We start from the raw sequence: 15470 nt of genomic DNA on the forward strand, positions 1-15470 counted from the left end.
ACGGCGACCCAGACTCTGGGGAGCAGGGGCGATCCTGATACCGACCAGCTTGAACCTGGGCTCCGCATCTTTCCTGGTTGTCGCTGTCGTTCTCGTTGTCGGTGTTGTCCTCATCGCGCTGGGACACGTCGCGAAGCCCCTTCGATGACGCCGGCCAGCCGTCAAGGTTAAACGTCAAACTCAGACCGCCAAAGTGGCGGTGTGGGAGCTCCCGCGGTGCGCTCCTACTGCGGTCGCATCAGGTCCAAATCCTCACCCCATGCGTCCAGCACCGCGGCGTGCCCGGCCCGGCGGGCCACTGGCTCGACCTGGGCAAAGAGACGACGCTGAGTGGACACGTCGCCCGTTCCTGAGATGCGGTCCGCAGCGTCGAGCAGCATGCCGGTGTCCCAGCCGGGCAGCGGAAATTGGGCAAGCTCCCATTCCAGGTACTTGTTGTAGGGACGGGGACGACGGTCGAGAGCGAAGAACAACTCCAGCAGGAACCGGATGCTGTCGGCGGCATCGAGGCGGGCCGCGAGCGCATGCCCGTCGCGGTCGTTCTTGACCGAGCGGTAGAGGGAGTTGGCGTAGGCATCGAGCCACTCGCCCGCCTCCCGGAAGGCTTCATCGGCGTCGAGCCGTGCCTTGCTGGCCAGGATCTGGGCGATGTCTCCGTCGAGCCGGTCGAGCACAATCCGGGCGCGGGCGAGGGCGTACCGCTCGAAGCCGGGCATTCCGACGGCGCGGAACTCGTCGAGGGAAAGGATGACGAGGTCGAGTTCTGGGGTGCGGTGCCCCGTAAACCGGGTGAAGGCCGTCGTAGCGCCATTGGCGTGTACGACGTACAGGTCGTGGTCGGAGTGCTCGGTGGTCATGCCCTCGTGGGCCTGGGAACCCTTGAGGACAAGGCCGACGACAGCTGAATCAGCGGCGGCGAGTTCGACAAACGCATCGTAGGTGAGGGGCTGCTGAGCATTCATTGCGTGATCTCCGGTGTTGTGATGACGGGTACGCCAGACGGGCGGCCCCAACTCATCAGGGTCGCCCGCACCGTCTGCGGCGGCGCTTGGCCGCTGCCCAGAAGATCAACGCACGTGCGGATTCTACCGCCCGGCCAGCCGAGAGGTCTCGCATTCGGCCGCCTCAAGCACGGCAAGTACGCAGGTCAGTCTTGAGCTTCGGAAATCCCGGTCACAGCCACTCATTGATGACCGTGATCTGAACGGTGGCCTCGTAGCGGACGGCAAGTTTGTCGTACCTCGTGGCGACGGCCCGGTGTCTCTTGAGACGGTTGATGCCGCACTCGACCGCATGGCGCTCGCGGTAGTCGATCTTGTCGAACTTTGGCGCCTGGTTCGCCGAGGCCGAACAGTACGTGCGCCGACATCGCGGCGACGCTCGGTTCTCCCGGCGGACGATGCCGCTCAGGTACAACGGTCAGCGATCAACTCGGCACAGACCACCGGTGTTTGTCGGCCGACAGTCGGCGGTAGTCCACGCCCGGCGCCCGGCTGTGCGGCTGGGCGATGCGACGGAACGGCTCCGCCAGGGCAGCGGCACGCTCGACATTCCGCTGGACCGCCAGGCGGCGGTCCTCACAGCCGAGATCACGGTGCAGCCGCTGATCGGTCCGCGCCGGCTCGCGGCGGAGAACAGATGTTTCCCGCGCGGACCAGGCCGCCACCGCGTCAACACCCCACAGGTCGGCGTCACCGTCGACAACGCCCGGCGCGCGGCCGCACTGATGCACACCATCATTCGGCTGCGACCCCTCCCGGCCCGCAACGCCCTGTTCGGCTCGGCAATCGCCGTGGCCTACATGAACGCCGCCGGCGAAGGCATCACCCCGCCGTACGGCGCCCTGGTCGACCTCGCACGTGACATCGACACCGGCCGGACCGACGCGTATGACGTGGCCGACCGCATCCGCTCCTGGCAGACCTGACGCCAACCCGACCAGCAGCAGGAGGAACTCGCCGTGACCGGCGGACAGCGCCATCGCCGTGCACGGCTGGTACGAGCTGGTGCGGCAGCCAGTGAGCGTCGTGGTGTGCGAGCGGCTCGATGCGGGCTGCGAGCTTGTTGGAACGGATCACGAAAGTGAACCCGCCTTGTCCGCCGATCCATACCCTGGCGGCATGACTGATCTGAGCGACGCGGCGCCGGCATCGCGGTCTTCAGTGTCTCCTCCACCACCGCTCGGTCTGCGAGTCGAAGCCGTGCGGGCGCCTCGTCGGGGTACACGGAGCGGGTGGTCGGTGACGTCAGGGTGCCTCGGGCGGCGGGTGGACAGTGGCGAAGGGTTGCGTCCACGCATGCTGCCAGGGCCAGTTGTTCGGCAGATGCAGTGTGAGGACTCAGCCGTTTGTGGAGTTCTTTTTCCGATGTGAATCAGTGTGGCAAGAGCTGTCTTAGCGCTGTTCTGGCCCGCCCATAGCGCGTGCTGACCATGGCGTCTTCGTTGGGGGCATCTAGGTCGTAGCCGGAGCGGCACTGTAGGGCCTGGGCCTCGGCCGCCGACGTGAGCAGCTGCTTCCAGGCCTTTCCGCCCGCGCCGGAGTCCGGAAAGACTGGCAGTTCCAGCGCGTCGCTCACCGTCGCACCCAGGGCGGCGCAGCGGGCGTCGGCTGCATCGGATCCCGCAGTCTCATCCGGGAGGTAGTTGTCGAACCCCGCGCTCGGCCATCGCGGTCTGAGCGCCCTCCTTACGGGTCATCGCGGCCGGCCGTAGCGATCGCGGCGTCGCAGGTCGTCGTCGCGCTGGGGCCGGCGGAAGAAGTAGCCGGTTTCCATGTCGCCGTCGGCATACCACCCGGCCACCAATCCGATGATCCCCAGTACGGCCACCACCACGAAGGCTCCGAAGCCGCCGAAGTACCCGGCGAATCCGAGCGCGATACCCGCCACGAGGCCGGCCGCCGCTCCGTTCATCGTGTGCTCCTCTTCCCGTCGCCCGCGTCAGCGCAGCTGTGACTGTGAGTCATCGTCTTCCTCGCCGGGCAGTTTCACGTCGCTGACCGCGATGTTGACCTCCACGACTTCCAGACCCGTCATCCGCTCCACCGCGGAGATGACGTTTTCCATTTCGCTCGCTCGCGAAAGATCGTGCTGGTGGATCCCACCAGAGGTCTGTCCTCCCGAGCCAGCGCCGCGCCGAGGGGCCGCTCGACGGTGTACATGGCCGTTTTGAGGCACGCCGCGCGTATCGCCCGGACGGCTGAGCGCGAGCCGATGGCCTGGCTGAGCAGGTCAAGGTACTGGCCGGCCACCATCTCCGTACGCATCGCCTGCCACACCTCGCGCACCCGGCGCTGCTCCGCGGGCGGCGGGTCCGGGTCGAGCGTGGACGCGTCCGGTGGGCCGAGGCCGGCGACGGCCTCTCGACGGACCCACCAACCGCGTCAACGCCACTGCTTCGTCAAGCCGGCTCCTGGCCAAGTACCCGGACCAGCGGCCCAGCGCCGAAGACGTCTGGGCCATCCTCTTCTTCACCCCAAACTCGTCGCCGCCGCGTTCAGCACGGACCCCGAAGCGACCATGATCTATCTGTCCGACCGCGTCGATCCCGGCCGACTGCCCGGCCCGGAATCACGGTGACGGCGGGCGACCGGCTGACCTACTGTTCTGCGGATGAGCACTCACGACGTTGGCCTCAACGAGTTGACCGAGGTGGTCGTCCACTCCCAGGACAACCTGGCGGTCATGGTGAGGTTCTGTGACCGTTTCCGTCCGGACGAAGACTGCGTGCACTACGCCATTGAGGCATGCGCGCCCGGGCTGAATGCCCGTGTCGATGAAGTAGTTGCATGGATCTGGGACGCGGACCTGGTGCCCTTCCTGGAGGAGCTGGCCCGGGACTTCCGAGGGTGGGACGGAGAGCGCGTCTGGCAGAACAACGATCACGACCTCACCCTCAGAGCAGTCTTCCGATCGGGCGGGCACGTCGGGTTGACCTGGACTCTTCGGCCATGGCCGACTGCCGCCGGCGGCTGGGAGGGTTCCGTCACCACATGGCTCGAAGCCGGTGAGCAGATGTCCGCCCTCGCCGCCGATCTCCGCTACTTCCTCCATGAGAATTGGAGTGATCGTGGCTGACCTGTCGACGAATGAGCGTCTCTATATCTGGGGGCGGAACTTGTTCCAGCAACAGCAGGAACCTGTTGTTTGGGCAGGCAGCGTTCTTGCTGCAGCGGCCCGGAAGATGGGGCGGTCACCAGAGATCGACGAGGCCCTGATCCTGGCAGAACGTGAAGACCAGTGGCCGCGAGGCCGCGAATTCTTCGACCGAATCCGGCGACGGAGCCTTAGCAGCGAAGACCCGATGGCTGAGGGACAAGTTCTGTACTTTGCACTCGCGGAACTGGTGGCCAAGCTCGCGCATAACGCAGCGGGACAGCGACCGCCTTTCGATCATGATTCGGGTTGGCGTGTCGGACCGACTGCCTATCGTCTCGCCGCGGCGACGGATGATCCGGAGCTTCACCAGCATCTGACGGGGGCCCTTGGCGGATGGCCACAGGACATCTGACTGCGAGAGTTCCCGCTATGCCTCGTCGAACCTGTCGCAGTTCGGCAGCACCTCGCACGGGTTCGCCGGAACATGTGCGCTTTGCTGAAGGTCTTGTTCGACGTGAGGATGATCGATCCCTTCTCGTAGCGCTTTGAGATGACCTGGAAGACCAGGTTCGCCTCTGCTCGTGCCGCGACCCATCTTTCGGGCGTCGGCCGTGGCGGCCAGGGCGGCGCTGGTCAGCACGGTCTTGGCCAGAGTGGAGGCGGCCATCCCCTGCCGCGTTGCGACCCGGGCCGCGTTCGCCCCGAGCAGGCCGCTTCTGCCGACCAAGTGCATGCCGATCGCCACGGCATTGACCGGAGGAGATCAGCCGGTGCCGCTGAGGGGAAGGACTGTGCATGCCGCCAGCGTGGCGGCGGCGACCGGCGTGTCACCAGCAGCGACGCCTGTACGGGAGTGGGCTGTACATGAGGCGGGGTGCCGGTGTGGGGCTGGGACGAAAGGCGCCAACTCGGCGGACAGGCAGTGCTGTTGTCCCTATGGTGTTGGTGAGGGACGGTTGGTGCTCTGTGTGGGGCTCTACGTCGGGCAGCCGAGCGGGAACACCACCTATCACGTTGTGAGGGGATGGCATGACGGCGACCGTGTCAGCGGGCGGGACACCGGAACCCCGGCCGAACACCACCGGGAACGCCGGGGGAAGTACCACTCCGGAGCCGGCAGGGCAGAGCGGAACACCGGACAGTACCTCACCGCCCGCCCTCGTGCCGTCCCCGCCGACGCGACCCCCTGACGTGCCGCCCCCGACCCCGATTCCCCCCGGCGCGGGCAGCGGGGCCGACGGCCTCCGGACGGTCCTCCCCGAAGCGCTTGGAGTGCCTGCCGGAGCCTCCCGGCGCAAGAGGAGGCTGTGGTTGTCGGTGGCGGCGGTGAGCGGTGTGCTGGGCGCGTTGGGCGGGGCGCTGCTTGCTTACGTCATGATCGGGCCGAGCACCACCAGGGAGAACGAATCCAACAAGGCCTACGACGCCGCCCAGCCGCCCTTCACGGTGTCCGTGCAGCCTGAGCAGAGTGAGCCCCGCGAGTGGGCGATGGTGCTCGACCGGACGCTGACCGACGACGAAGTCCGGAGGATGAAGAGCAGTCCGGATGTTTTCTCCTACTTGAAGTCGCTGGGCGGCCGCCCGCTCGCCTACGCGCCGCTGCTGGAGCACGCTCCGCAGCGGTACATCGAGGAGCAGACCTCCAGTGGGCGCATGGAGTTCACGGACACGTTCAAGATGACTGTGATGAGCACACGCCAGTACGCGGTGACCATCGACGACTGGAAGGTCACCGACCTCACGTGCAGGGAGAGCACCGCGCAGGCCGTCATCGGCCAACCGCCACAGGGCGGAGCCGCCTACGAGGGAATCCGGCTCCACCTTCCGCCCCGCGCCGACGAACCGGTGCTGACCGACGACACCGAGGGACAGGGCGAGCCCTATTTCGGCAACCGCTTCGTGGAGGTCGGCAACGGTCAGTCCTCGGGCGGGCTCCGGGCGGAGGTGATCGCGCCGCCTGGGCAGACATGCGAGTGGGGCGTCCAGGTCCGTTACAAGGACACCCATCGGCCGGAGGGACGGTGGATCCAGCTGAAGGACGACAAGGGCGAGCCGCTTCGCATCCGCACGGAGTCCGTCCCTGCGAGTCCCCGGCAGAGTTGGATCTTCGGCGCCATGCCCTGGACGTCGTGTCACGACAAACTCGAGGAGGAGCATTGTTACGGGCTGCTCTGAGGGGCAAGGCGGCTGTCCTGGTCGCCGTGCTGACTGTCCTGTGCGTCCAGGGATGCGACTCCTCGCCGTCCGAGGAAGAGGAAGGGCCGGAGTCGGGTCCCTCGGCGCCCTACCGGGGCAACCGCGGATACACCCTCCCGGACAGCCCGTTCACCCGCGAGGGCACGGTCGTCACCGCGACCTGCAGCGTGGGCGCACGCTACGCCGGGGTCAACGTACAGGCCTGGGATCCCGAGCGGTGGAAACTGCGCGAGACCCGGAACTTCTTCATCCCGGTCGACGCCGCGTTCACCAACTACAAGGACGCCAAGAAGGTCAACAGCCCCCTCGTGGACCTCTGCGGAGTGAGCTCGGACAGCCCGTCGCCCTACGCCGTGGACGATCTGGAGTACGTGACTCCACGGGTCCGCGCCCTGTTCGACCTGGCGTACACACGCATGGCCGTGGTGCTCCGGGACCCCGACGGCAGGACGACACACGCCGGCTTCGTGGAGAGCGGCGGCAACGCCGACGACTTCGTGCGCCTCAGCGACGAGAGGGGCGACGAGGAGCAGAACGCCGTGATGGCACCCGACGGGCGCGGCGTGTGGTTCACGTACATCACCGCCAACGGTGAGCGCAGGATCGGCTCGCGGTCCACCGAAAGTGATCACCGCCTGTCGGACGAGGGTACGGCGACCGGGCACGACCTCCCCCTGAGCGTCACCGGGAAGCCCCCGCACGCCGTGCAGGCGAACATGGTCCACCTCGCTCCCGACGGCCATCGCCTCACCGCGACCACGCCGAAGATTTACGGGCACGTCTTCCAGACCCTGGGTTCCTCAGGACCGCTCACCGCAGCATCAGGCCGCTCCGCCACCCTGCTCAGTGGGTGCGTCGGCATCGTCGGCTGGGTCGGGGACGAACGGGTGCTGTGCCGTACACAGTCCGGCAACTTCCGGACGCTGGATGCTCGTAGCGGCCGCGCCGAGGGCGCCGCTGTCGCCGTGGTCCGCGATGACGACGGTAGGACCGTCGAGGGGATGGTGGTCTCGGCGGACGGCGAGAAGTTCATCGCTTCCGTTCACCTGCCCAACGACCGCTCCGGGCAGCCCTTGGGACAGGGCGACTTCAGGGTGGTGTCGACCTCGGGGGAAGGAACCGCGATTCCTGTCTCCGCTGAGTCTTTGACCAACGACACGGTGTTCCTGGAGTGGCGGTGAAGTGCGTGGGTGCGTGTGTACAGGCGGGTGCTGTACGTGGGAGGGCGGGGCGCTCGTCCCCGGTATGGAGGAAGCGGGCCCAAGTGGCGCGAACGCCACGATGCGTGTCCCTCGAGTGAGCCGGAAGTGACGGTCGGGTGCCTGCGGCGGGACGCGGGGCGGGCGCCTCTGTTCGTCACTTTAAAGACGATCTCTAGTCCTGTGGGGCAGCCCGTCGCGCCGCCACGTATTCGGACCAGTTCCGCCGGCGAGGGTGGCTCAGCCTTCGGCTGTCTTGGGGGTGGATGCTGAGCAGGTCGGCAAATGGCCATGGCGACATGTCCACGAAGGTGTTTTTGAACCTTGGACCCCGATCGGGAAGAGCCAGCATGATGGTTCTTATGCCCTTCGCGATCTTGCCTGCCATCCCGACGGGGAGCATGTCCTCTTCCAGAGCTTCGGAGTGCGGCGCACACGATCCGCTCGCGGACACGGCATGGGCGGCGCACGTCACCGAACTCCTGCCGAGTGGCGAACTGGTCACGGTGGCCGGGGCCGCCCACGCCGCGCACGACGGCGTGCCCGAAACCGTCGCTGAACTGATCGATGGGTTCACGACGACGCAGCCTTCCGATCGCTACGTCGCGCTCTGTCGCGCCGCATCGTCTCGCGATGCGCGGCCCGGTTTCGAGGAGTTGAGCCCCTGGTGGATGCCGACGGGCAGGGTCTGGATGATCCGGACACCACGGCGGGCTTCCGTCGTCTGGCGGAGCTGGTGGATCCGGCCGGGCCGGCGGACGGGCAGGAGAGGGAGCGGCTTCGGGCGGAGGTGATCTGTGCGTGGCTTCCCATGGCGTACCGTCTCGCCTCCCGTTTCCGTCGGCGCGGTGAGGCGCTGGAGGACCTGCGGCAGGTGGCGGCGGTCGGCCTGGTGAAGGCGGTGGATCGCTATGACCCGGATCTGGGTAACGCGTTCGCGAGCTACGCGATTCCCACCATCACCGGTGAGATCAAACGGCACTTCCGCGATCGCTTGTGGTCCGTACACGTGCCCCGGCGGGTTCAGGAGCTGTGCAACACGGTCCGCGTCGCCCGCGCGGAGCTGTCCGCCGAACCCCTCGCCGGGGTCCCGTCCGACAGTGACGTGGCCGCGCACACCGGGCTGAGTCCGGAGGAGGTGCGGGAGGGGGTTGGCGCGCTCCACAGTTTCAGTGCCCTGTCCACGGATGCTGAAGTGGCGGGTGTGGTCGGCGGGCTGCGGCTGGGGGACACTCTGGGAGATGTCGATACGGCGTTCGACCTGGTCGTCGACCGCGCAACGTCGCGGAGTTCGGGCGCATCGACATCCTATTTCCGGGCACCGGTCGCCGTACCGGTACTCGCGGCGACGTCTTGCTGGTCTCGCGTCACAGTGTCGCGGCGCAGCACCGGCACCGAGGTGGCTCGTCCACCGTGTCGGCGGTGAAGGGAACCCAACATGGGCCCCAGCCCGGCATCTCGTCGGCGAGGAACTCACGAGTCTCCAGGGCGGTTTCGATCGGCCCGTTGAGGAACGCGCCCGCACCGGAGCCGGTGACACCGTCGTTCAGCGTCCACAGGGCACGCAGGGGAGCGGGTAGTGGGAAGCCCAGCCGCTGCTCGGCCTGCTCGATCCGGCGATCGGAGGCGCCCGGCCGCAGCGATGCATAGGACTCCGGCGCGCGCAGCCTCAGCCAGACTCTCAGCCGCTCCCACGCCGCGGTGACCAACTGGTCCTCGGGAGTGGCCCGCACCCGGAGGGCTCCCGGCGCCGCTGTGTCCAGCTGTGCATCCTGCCCTGGAACGCGCTGGACGCGCGGGAGTGGGACCGCAGGGACGCCCCGCAGCTGCCGACGATGCACCCTGCCGACCTCGCCCGCCACCTCGGTCTCTATGCCGAGCGGGTGATGACGCCGCGCGGGACGACCGCGACGACCGGCCTGGAGCTGATGGTCGTGCTGCGCCCGCCGACCCGCGCGCAGAAGGACGAGACCACCGGCGTGTTCGAGCGGGCGTACAACGACGACGCCCTCACCGCCGTTACCTCGTGGTGGAGTGCGAGGTCCCCGACGAACACCCGGTCCTCAAGGGCAAGTTCGCCCGGCACCACATGCGCACCCCGTCGGAGATGCTGATGGAGGAGCCCTACGACTGGTGCCGGCCGCTGACCGACGAGGAATGCGCGAACCAGTTCCTGGTCACGGTCGACATCAACATGTCGTTCGCCGCGGCCGCGAACGGGCTCACCGTCGGGCTGAACGAGCCGACCCACCTGACCGGCAACCCGACGTTCGACGCGGCGCTGCCCGGCTCGTGGCTCGTCGATCTCTCCCACGTCGACCTCGCCCGCGTGTTCGGGCGCACCGTCGACGTCAGCCGGCTCCCGTCACCGTTCACCCCGAAGGACGACCGGCCGACGGGACCGGCCTGGTACGCCACCCCGACCGTCGTCTACGCGGTGCAACTCGGCTTCGACGTCGCGCCGATCGAGGCCTACGTGCGCACGCAGACCGGCCGCTACCTGGACCGCTGGTACAAGCGGCTGCGCGACGCGTACATCGCGACGATGGCCGACATGGGCGTCACCACCGACCTCGAGGGCCAGGAGTTCCTGGACGCGATGGTCCGCTCCAAGCAGGTCGACCCGACGATGGCGCTGCTGGCGACCGCGATCAAGGCGACCGCGAAGGGCGGTATCGGCAAGCTGCGGCAGCGCAGCCGGGGCCAGGTGCCGTATTACGAGGAGTACCCGGCGCTCAAGCGGGAGACGTGGCGCCCCGATATCCGGGCCGCCGTGCTCGCGGCGCAGCGCGTGGGTCTGCACCGCAAGCTGCTGAGGACGGCGGCCTCCGCCGGCCTGTACCCGGTCACGATCGGCACCGACGCGATCGTCCACCCCTCGCCCGGCCCGTCCCCGCTGGACGTCCTGCCCCTCACCGACGAGGGCAAGCCCGTACCGGGCACGTTCCGGCTCGGCATCTCGCCGGGGATGGTCAAGCACCAGGGCACCCAGACCGTCCTGTGGGCGGAACAGCAATTCGAGGAACGCGGCGGCGTGTTCAACATCGCCAACAGCATCAAGACCGACCAGAGCGCCGGAGAAGGGGAGTAACCGATGGTCGACTCGCTCGGGGAGAGCCTGGACCGCGCACTGGAGGGGGCGTTCACCCGCCCGATCCCGAAGTCCGCGCAGGCACAGATGAAGTACCTCGTGAAACAGCTCAAGGGCACCAGGGCCGCCGCGCAGGCGCTCGGGGTGTCCCAGCGCACCGTGGAACGCTACGTCGCAGGGAAGCTCAAGCGGCCCCGCCGCGGTCTTGCCGCGCGCATAGAGCGCGAGGTCAAGAAGCGCTGGCAGCCGCAGATCCGGGCCAAGGCGAAGAAGAAGGCCGCCTCCTCCGACGGCATCGTCGTCTTCACCCGGGCCCGCTTCGGATTCACCGCCGCACCCGGCACCACCGACGACGCCCGGGTCCGCCACATCACCCAGGCCCTGTCCCCCCACTGGGCGGAGCGCCTGTTCGACGCCCGAGACGCCGGCGCCACCGAAAACCAGCTCCTGCAGATCGCCGCGCAGGGCCTGGGCCAGCACTACTTCCGCGACAACGGACGCCGCGCCCACGACCTGGACGTGGAGTTCACCGACGTCGAAGAGATCGAGATCGGGCTGTAGCCGGCCTCACGACGAACGCCTCGCCCCCGGCATTGAAGCTGCCGGGGGCGCCCAGGTAGAGCCACAGCTCCGTGGGCGGCGCGGTGGGGACGGCTGGTGTGATCATTAACGCGTTTGGAAGAAGAATTCCGCTTCAACTCGCGGGCTTGATGGGGTGGTTATGAGCCACGGCCGGTAACTGCCTGTGTCTGCTCGCTGTGTCTGAGTAGTGTCCTGCGCTCGTACATGTGTCGCATTTCTCTACAGGGAAGGACACACGCTTTCGTGTCTTCACACAGACAGCAAGCGTCACGTCGCAGGGCGCGCTTCGCGGCTGGGGCGGCGCTTCTCCTGGTTGCCGAGGCCGCGCTCGTGGCAGGCGGCAGCGCGTCAGCAGCACCGGTTTCCGAGCCGCGGACCGAGCAGGCCAAGCTGGTTGGTCCCTCCGAGCAGGAGATCCGGGAGTCGGACCTGGCCTGGGCGGCCAAGCACACGAAGGGTTCTATCGCCTGGGCCATCGCCCGGGCGGAGAAGACCGGGAAGAAGACCGTCGTCACCGACGAGACGACTCCCACCACTTACACCGTCGCCAACCCGGACGGCACCCTCACCACCGAGCTGACCGCCGGCCCGGAACGGGTCTGGAAGAACGGTACGTGGAAGAAGGCCGACGCCACTCTCGCCGAAGCGGCCGACGGAAGCGTCGTCTCCAAGGCGCACCCCAACGGCCTGCGTCTGGGCGGCAGAAGCGGCACTCTGCCGAAGTCGCTGCGCGCCGGGCAGGAGGACACCGCCCGTGATCTGGTCACCCTGGGCAGTGGCGACAGCGCGGTGACGCTGAGGTGGAAGGGGGGTCTGCCGAAGCCGGAACTGGACGGTGCCCGTGCCCGTTACAGGAACGCGGTGCCGGGCGCGGACGTCATCGTCGAGGCGACCCGTACCGGCTTCGAGCAGTTCGTGGAACTCGCCGAGCGGCCCACCGGCGCCTACACCTACACGCTCCCGGTCGAGGCCAAAGGGCTGAAGGCGAAGGCGAACAAGGACGGTTCGGTCACTTTCACCGACGCCCGCACCGGCGCCGAGCGGGCCACGATGCCCGCCCCCGTCATGTGGGATGCCTCGGTCGACAAGGCCTCCGGCGAGCACACCAACCGGACTCGCGTCGACATGAAGGTCGTCAACAGGGGCACCGGCAAGATCGACCTGGTCGTTACCCCGGACGCCGACTACCTCGCCGACCCGGACACCAAGTACCCGGTCACCGTCGACCCGTCCACCTCCGCCCTGTCGAACACCTTCGACACCTACGTGCAGCAGGGCGAGACCGTCGACTGGTCCAGCGACGTCGAACTCGACCTCGGCAACCCCGGCACCAAGAACCCCGACGGCACCCCGCGCACCGCACGCTCCTTCATCACCTGGAACACCACCCCGATCCAGGACGCGCTGATCGTGGACACCAACCTGTCGCTGTGGAACTTCCACTCCGGCAACACCGATTGCACCGCCCAGTCCTGGACGGTCTGGGACACCAGTGCCCCCTCCACGTCCTCGCGCTGGACGTCTCAGCCGACCTGGAACGCGCAGTACCACTCCTCCACGGAGACCAAGGGTTCCCCGGACTGCGCCGCCCAGCCGGACGGCTGGATCAACGCCGACGTCGACACCCTCGTCCAGGCCTGGGCGTCCGCGAAGGCCACCCGCGGCCACATGGGCCTACGCGCCACCACCGACGACACCCGGGCGTGGAAGCGCGTCAACTCCGCGAACAACACGGCCAACCAGCCCAAGCTGTCCGTCACCTACAACTACCGCCCCTCTGACGGCACCGACCGGCAGGCCGGCGCGCCGTTCAAGTCGTACGCGGGTGTCTGGGGGGTCAACACACTCACCCCCACGCTGCGGGACACCTTCACCGACGCGGACGGTGACAAGGTCAGCGGCACCTTCCAGGTCTACGACGCCGCCACCGACACCCCCATCACCACCCCGGCGGGCGAGGGCCTGCTCGTGTCCGGCTCCGTCGCGCCGGGCACACCGGCCTCCGTCACCGTCCCGGCCGGACAGCTCGAGGACGGCAGGACGTACAAATTTCGCACCAACGCCTACGACGGCACCCACTACAACCTCAACTGGTCCCCCTGGACCCAGTTCGTCGTCGAAACGGCTGCCGCCGGGCAGCCCACCTCGCTTCAGCCAGGCGATTCCTACACGATCACAGATCGTAAGATCATTGCCGACCCGAGCAAGGTGCAGGAGGTCTTTGCCAGGGACGGCAACCTCGAAGCCCTCGGTCTGAAGCCGACCCGCGGCCCCTCCGCCCCGGCGGCCCAGAACACCAGGGCTGTCTGGGAGCGCAGTTACACCACACCCAGTACGAAATTCGCTGGCGGCAGGAAGCCCGCGGACCAGTACGAATACATCGCCGACGTCGACGAATGCTCCAACGCCGATGACTCGGACAACGCCGCCGGCTACATCAAGAACCGGTTCTCCTACTGCCAGGAGACCCTGACGCTCATGCCGGCCATCAAGTGCGGTCTGTGGCCGCCGGGGTGCTACCTGCAGGGAGAGTTCATCGCGACGAACACCCTGATCGGCAGAGGGAAGATCGGCGGTCTGGACGGCAGTGAATACACTCGCCACGCCGACTTCGATCTGAACATCGACGTCCACTGGCTGGGCGGGGAGTTCGCGAAGCCCGGTGCCAAGCTGAAGGCGACCTTGCCGTGCGAAGGGTCATGGAATGCCGGAAATGCTGACGCCAACGAGGCCGAAGCCTGCTATTCCGGACTTTATGAAGAGCGTGAAGACTCTCCCACGCAGTGGAAAATCAACGGTGACACGCAATTCGACTTGTGGTCGTCAACGCCACACCTGCCCAGCGTGGAGGGCGGTGAGCAGGTAGCTGTAGGTAAGTTCACGCCGACCTTCGAGTTCACGCTCCCCGGCTATGGCCAGTTCATTCCGACCGAGGGCGAAGAGGGAGAGATCCGCTTCGACAGCGCTGCCTACAACCCCTGGGCCAAGGTCGGTTCTGTCTTCCCCGACGCAACGCCTTCTTTCCGCTACGACAAGAGCGACACAAGCCATGCCGGGCCGCCGGTGGCATACACCGGAGTCGAGGCAGTGGCCAGGCACATCGACGAGGCGCGCAAGAATCCGGGCAACACCGTGCCGACGAAGAGCGGCAAGAAGCTGCCCGGCGGGGAACCGTTGCAGCCGTTGCACCGCATCACGAGGTCAGCGGGGGCTACGTACGCGGAACGCTACGACGCCAACCGCAGCACTGTCTCTTCCACCTGCAACAGCGCTGCGGTGCCCGGTGGGCCGGCGGAGGGGAAGGACTGCGACGAATATCCCTTCGCGTCCACCGCCGAGGGGGCCGCGCGATACAAATATGAGGGCGACGAGTACCGCGATGACTTCTCGGTCCGGTACATCGACTCGACGGAGAACCAGGAAGCGGGCAGTCGGCTCGGTGCCTGGTACCACAGCGACCGGATCCTGAACTGGGAAGCCTTCACGGTCACTATTGGTGACTGAGTGATTCTCGTGTTCAGGTGAAGTAAATTGCGGGGCCGGCCCACCAGGGGCGGCCCCGCAGTCCGGTTACTCCATCTCAACTCCGGCACCCACTCGCCAGATTTGTACCAGGCAGAACTGATCCTTTCCGTTCAGCTCAGCTTCGTGGCCGGCAGGTGCCGCCAAGGGATTTCGAGGGCCTGCCAAAGGAGAGGTGAAAGGGCCGCGTTCGGGGTTGAATGCCCACTGCCACCGCGTTTTGTACGTACCCGGTGAAGGCAGTACCAGATCTGTATTCGCCACCCCGTTGTCGATCGTCGCAATGCCTAGTTCCCCCTCGGGGAGTACTACCTCTGCCTCTTCGCGACCCGACCACCGGGCAGAAGGAACCGGAGGTGCGGTGGACCAGGATTCCAGACGTATGAATGCGTTGATCACCTCGGAGGGCACCTGCAGGTACACCATGCCGGGGGCGGGGAGCAGCCAGTTGGAGCGATCTGCATCCGGAGTGAATGCGTCGACAGTTGTGTCCACCAGCCCAAACAGGCGATAACTCGGGGAGACTGTCGTCTCGCAAGCGTCCAGCAACCTACTCAATTGGCACCTCTCTCACCGACAGACGATAACGGGCCCATTGTGCCCTACTGATCATTTCAGGATGAGGTGGTGACGGGCTCATCAGTGAGGGCGGGCGGTTGTCTCTTCACCCGTCGGACTTATTGCCATATTCCCTTCTCCCCGCAGCTGCTGCGTGGGCGCGGATCCCATGGGTGGTCGAGCGTGATACCGGCTCACTTCCCAACGTCCAACGGCGGTCTGAA

Annotated in this window: 13 protein-coding genes and 3 pseudogenes; 9 read left to right on the forward strand and 7 right to left on the reverse strand. The window is 67.1% G+C overall.

The genetic code is table 11. The annotated features are described in order from the left end of the window. Positions 1 to 224: 224 nt before the first annotated feature. Positions 225 to 962: a hypothetical protein gene (locus ACFWHU_RS27510; protein WP_387228002.1), complete on the reverse strand. Its 738-nt coding sequence runs from the start codon at positions 960 to 962 to the stop codon at positions 225 to 227. A 641-nt stretch (positions 963 to 1603) separates the two neighbouring features. On the opposite strand from ACFWHU_RS27510, the gene ACFWHU_RS27515 reads away from it, so the two are divergent. Then, on the forward strand, positions 1604 to 1927 hold the full coding sequence (locus ACFWHU_RS27515) for a toxin Doc (RefSeq protein WP_387228209.1): 324 nt from the start codon (positions 1604 to 1606) through the stop codon (positions 1925 to 1927). A 767-nt stretch (positions 1928 to 2694) separates the two neighbouring features. On the opposite strand, the gene ACFWHU_RS27520 is transcribed toward ACFWHU_RS27515, so the two are convergent. The 3 genes and pseudogenes from ACFWHU_RS27520 to ACFWHU_RS27530 form a co-directional block, all read right to left on the reverse strand. Beyond that, positions 2695 to 2913 (reverse strand): hypothetical protein, encoded by a 219-nt coding sequence (locus ACFWHU_RS27520; protein WP_387228004.1) that lies wholly within the window; start codon positions 2911 to 2913, stop codon positions 2695 to 2697. A 27-nt stretch (positions 2914 to 2940) separates the two neighbouring features. After that, positions 2941 to 3069, reverse strand: a pseudogene (locus ACFWHU_RS27525) (Asp23/Gls24 family envelope stress response protein); the annotation flags it as partial. A 44-nt stretch (positions 3070 to 3113) separates the two neighbouring features. Beyond that, positions 3114 to 3305, reverse strand: a pseudogene (locus ACFWHU_RS27530) (polyprenyl synthetase family protein); the annotation flags it as partial. Between the two features lie 307 nt (positions 3306 to 3612). Between ACFWHU_RS27530 and ACFWHU_RS27535 the strand changes: the two are divergent. Further along, complete coding sequence (locus ACFWHU_RS27535) at positions 3613 to 4077, forward strand: DUF6228 family protein (protein WP_387228007.1); 465 nt, start codon at positions 3613 to 3615, stop codon at positions 4075 to 4077. Further along, positions 4070 to 4510, forward strand: coding sequence for a hypothetical protein (locus ACFWHU_RS27540; RefSeq protein ID WP_387228009.1), 441 nt, complete (start codon positions 4070 to 4072; stop codon positions 4508 to 4510). Before ACFWHU_RS27535 ends, ACFWHU_RS27540 begins: the two co-directional genes overlap by 8 nt. Before the next feature lie 80 nt (positions 4511 to 4590). Here ACFWHU_RS27540 and ACFWHU_RS27545 read toward each other — a convergent pair. Continuing rightward, a pseudogene (locus ACFWHU_RS27545) lies at positions 4591 to 4680 on the reverse strand (ATP-binding protein); the annotation flags it as partial. 729 nt (positions 4681 to 5409) lie between these two features. Here ACFWHU_RS27545 and ACFWHU_RS27550 point away from each other — a divergent pair. The 3 genes from ACFWHU_RS27550 (at position 5410) to ACFWHU_RS27560 (ending at position 8919) form a co-directional block, all read left to right on the forward strand. Further along, positions 5410 to 6273: a hypothetical protein gene (locus ACFWHU_RS27550; protein WP_387228011.1), complete on the forward strand. Its 864-nt coding sequence runs from the start codon at positions 5410 to 5412 to the stop codon at positions 6271 to 6273. 26 nt (positions 6274 to 6299) lie between these two features. After that, positions 6300 to 7475 (forward strand): hypothetical protein, encoded by a 1176-nt coding sequence (locus ACFWHU_RS27555; protein ID WP_385799334.1) that lies wholly within the window; start codon positions 6300 to 6302, stop codon positions 7473 to 7475. Positions 7476 to 8160: 685 nt separating this feature from the next. Continuing rightward, the gene (locus ACFWHU_RS27560) at positions 8161 to 8919 is read left to right on the forward strand and encodes a sigma-70 family RNA polymerase sigma factor (RefSeq protein ID WP_387228014.1); all 759 of its coding nucleotides are present in this window, start codon (positions 8161 to 8163) and stop codon (positions 8917 to 8919) included. Here the strand turns inward: ACFWHU_RS27560 and ACFWHU_RS27565 are convergent. Next, positions 8861 to 9226, reverse strand: coding sequence for an SMI1/KNR4 family protein (locus ACFWHU_RS27565; protein ID WP_387228016.1), 366 nt, complete (start codon positions 9224 to 9226; stop codon positions 8861 to 8863). The genes ACFWHU_RS27560 and ACFWHU_RS27565 overlap by 59 nt on opposite strands. Before the next feature lie 137 nt (positions 9227 to 9363). Next, positions 9364 to 9507, reverse strand: coding sequence for a hypothetical protein (locus ACFWHU_RS27570; protein WP_387228018.1), 144 nt, complete (start codon positions 9505 to 9507; stop codon positions 9364 to 9366). Between the two features lie 12 nt (positions 9508 to 9519). Here ACFWHU_RS27570 and ACFWHU_RS27575 point away from each other — a divergent pair, with 12 nt between their 5' ends. From ACFWHU_RS27575 to ACFWHU_RS27585, 3 genes are all read left to right on the forward strand, one after another. Further along, complete coding sequence (locus ACFWHU_RS27575; protein WP_387228021.1) at positions 9520 to 10584, forward strand: hypothetical protein; 1065 nt, start codon at positions 9520 to 9522, stop codon at positions 10582 to 10584. A gap of 3 nt (positions 10585 to 10587) precedes the next feature. After that, entirely contained in the window at positions 10588 to 11145 is a 558-nt protein-coding gene (tpg, locus tag ACFWHU_RS27580) for a telomere-protecting terminal protein Tpg (RefSeq protein WP_387228024.1), read from the forward strand. Positions 11146 to 11409: 264 nt separating this feature from the next. After that, the gene (locus tag ACFWHU_RS27585) at positions 11410 to 14670 is read left to right on the forward strand and encodes a DNRLRE domain-containing protein (RefSeq protein ID WP_387228026.1); all 3261 of its coding nucleotides are present in this window, start codon (positions 11410 to 11412) and stop codon (positions 14668 to 14670) included. Positions 14671 to 15470 lie beyond the last annotated feature (800 nt).

The organism is Streptomyces sp. NPDC060366, assembly GCF_042725135.1.
Taxonomy (GTDB): domain Bacteria; phylum Actinomycetota; class Actinomycetes; order Streptomycetales; family Streptomycetaceae; genus Streptomyces.

Excerpts from the sequence above, each read along its gene's own strand:
- ACFWHU_RS27520 (WP_387228004.1), bottom strand. The coding sequence starts at position 2,913 with ATGAACGGAGCGGCGGCCGGCCTCGTGGCGGGTATCGCGCTCGGATTC.
- ACFWHU_RS27535 (WP_387228007.1), top strand. The coding sequence starts at position 3,613 with ATGAGCACTCACGACGTTGGCCTCAACGAGTTGACCGAGGTGGTCGTC.
- ACFWHU_RS27510 (WP_387228002.1), bottom strand. The coding sequence starts at position 962 with ATGAATGCTCAGCAGCCCCTCACCTACGATGCGTTTGTCGAACTCGCC.
- tpg (WP_387228024.1), top strand. The coding sequence starts at position 10,588 with ATGGTCGACTCGCTCGGGGAGAGCCTGGACCGCGCACTGGAGGGGGCG.